We start from the raw sequence: 1,901 nt of genomic DNA, 5'->3' as shown, positions 1-1,901 counted from the left end.
CGTTGTACTTCGAGGGCCGTCCCACGTAGATCTTCACCTTCCTGGATCACCAAGATCCATTGTCAGGTGTGTCCACATCGCAGGGGTCACCTCACGGCTTCGAGTTCGAGCAATATCGCGGCGCCTTTTGCCGGCGGACGACTACGACTGCGGGATCGACCTGACTCCGACCGTTGCGCGCAACAGCCGGATCACAGTCCGGCAGGGCTACTACTCGCTGCCGGCGAAGTACATTGGGTCGGGCTGTCGCGGGGCCGTCTGGAGATCGGGCAGTTCATCCGCGCCGGGGAGGCCCTGTGTTTCCCGCTGCTGGTGCTGTTCGCGTCGATCTTCCAGGTGATGCGGGCGCAGGCGTGCCGATCCAGCAGGTTCTGGGCAGCGGGATGATCGCCAGCGGAGTGATGGGGGCCAGCTTCCAGACCCTGGGAAGCCGCCGAGGTGCGGCGGCATGGGCAAGCGCCTGCGTGGCTTGCCCATGCCGCCGGCCGCCTACTTCCTCGGCAAGGTCCTTCTCGTGCTGGCGATTACTGAGGTTTCAGGGTCGCCCATGTATTCCTGGCCGTCAGGAGCGGGAAAACGGGGGGCGGGAGGCGGCACGTCCGACCTCGTAGACCTCACTCCAACCGAGGTCCGCCGCCTGCTGTCAGGGCGAACCGAGGCCTCTCCTCCACGGACAGAGCAAGTAGTGAACCGGTCACGATGCGTCGCTGATACCAGGCTCGGGCTCGACGGTGTACTACACGCGGCGCAGTCACACGTTCGCGACGGGGCGCGAGGGACCCCACCCCGTCACCACTTCGCTACCCCCTCACTCTAGCCGCTGACCAGCGGCAATGGAGAAATCCGGTTGTGCTAAATCAAGTTGGATCCAGAGGATCAATGTCCGTGCCTGCATACAACTCCGGTTTCAGAGATAGCAGCGTGAGCGGCTCTCCTGCCTTGACCGCTTGCCAGGCGATCGCCGCGGCATGGGCCACTGACCAGTCCACGTTCTTCCAGCCCATCGCATCAACGGCATGCGTCGCGGTGAAAGGAACATTCTCGGTGAACCGCAGGGCCGCGGCGTGCTTGCCCGCACCCGCGACCTGCCGCTCGGCAGCGAAAACAGACAGTGCCGGAATGATTAGGCGGCCAGTACCGCGCGACGCTTCGATATAGAGACCGGTGAAGAAGGGATCTGCGCGGTATAGGGCGGTCAGAGCGGTGTGGTCCAGGACGGCCGTCAGGTTCACGCGGCGGCGTCCTGATGGGTGCGGATCTTCGCCCAAGCGCTCTGGCCGACCTGCTGGACCTGCTCGGTATACTCCACGCCGAGTTCACGAGCGGCCTCGTGAGCTCGCTGCTCCCGTTCGGCCTCCGTGAGCTCACGGGCGGCGAGCTCTTCCAGCAGTTCGGTGATGGTGGTGCCGCGCTCGTGGGCGAGGATACGCAGTCGGTTGCGCACTTCCTCGCTGGTCTTGATACTCGTCGGCTTGTTCATGGCACTCATTCTACCCCTGGTAGAAGTTACGGTGCGTTGTTCCGGCGGTGCCTTCGGCGTCGAGCTCGGCGATCTCCGTGTCGAGTGTCGGGTGCGTCGGGCCAGCCGCCGCAGCAAGGTCCTGGTCGCCACCGGAGGACGGGACAGGTCGTCGCCGGGTCGCAGTCGGGCGAGGGCGCGTAGCAGCGTTCGACGGCGCGGCGTCGGCGGTAGGTCTGCCGGTCGAATGCCGGTGGCCGGCCGCCGCGGCGACCGCGGTTGTGTCGGTGTCGCTGCTGGTCGGCCTTCTCCGGGATGGTGCACGCGATGCCTCGTTTGCGCAGGTAGGCATTGTCAACTTGATCGCGGTCGGTCTGTGGGATGATCGTTTAGATCGTTCAGGTGGGGGTGGGGAGGGTGGCTGTGGAGGCCGGGGCGGCGG

2 protein-coding genes and 1 pseudogene are annotated in these 1,901 nt (G+C 65.4%); all 3 read right to left on the bottom strand.

From position 1 onward, the window contains the following. Positions 1-857: 857 nt before the first annotated feature. The gene (locus tag ABZT03_RS44115; RefSeq protein ID WP_356049939.1) at positions 858-1,232 is read right to left on the bottom strand and encodes a PIN domain-containing protein; all 375 of its coding nucleotides are present in this window, start codon (positions 1,230-1,232) and stop codon (positions 858-860) included. Further along, entirely contained in the window at positions 1,229-1,480 is a 252-nt protein-coding gene (locus ABZT03_RS44110) for a hypothetical protein (protein ID WP_356049937.1), read from the bottom strand. The genes ABZT03_RS44115 and ABZT03_RS44110 overlap by 4 nt, the downstream gene beginning before the upstream one ends. A 179-nt stretch (positions 1,481-1,659) precedes the next feature. Further along, positions 1,660-1,803: pseudogene (locus ABZT03_RS44105) on the bottom strand (IS5/IS1182 family transposase); the annotation flags it as partial. Positions 1,804-1,901 lie beyond the last annotated feature (98 nt).

Source organism: Streptomyces sp. NPDC005574, assembly GCF_040605435.1.
In the GTDB taxonomy this organism is placed as follows: domain Bacteria; phylum Actinomycetota; class Actinomycetes; order Streptomycetales; family Streptomycetaceae; genus Streptomyces.
The sequence above is the reverse complement of the archived record's forward strand: the minus strand, read 5'-3'. Positions and strand labels throughout refer to the sequence as shown.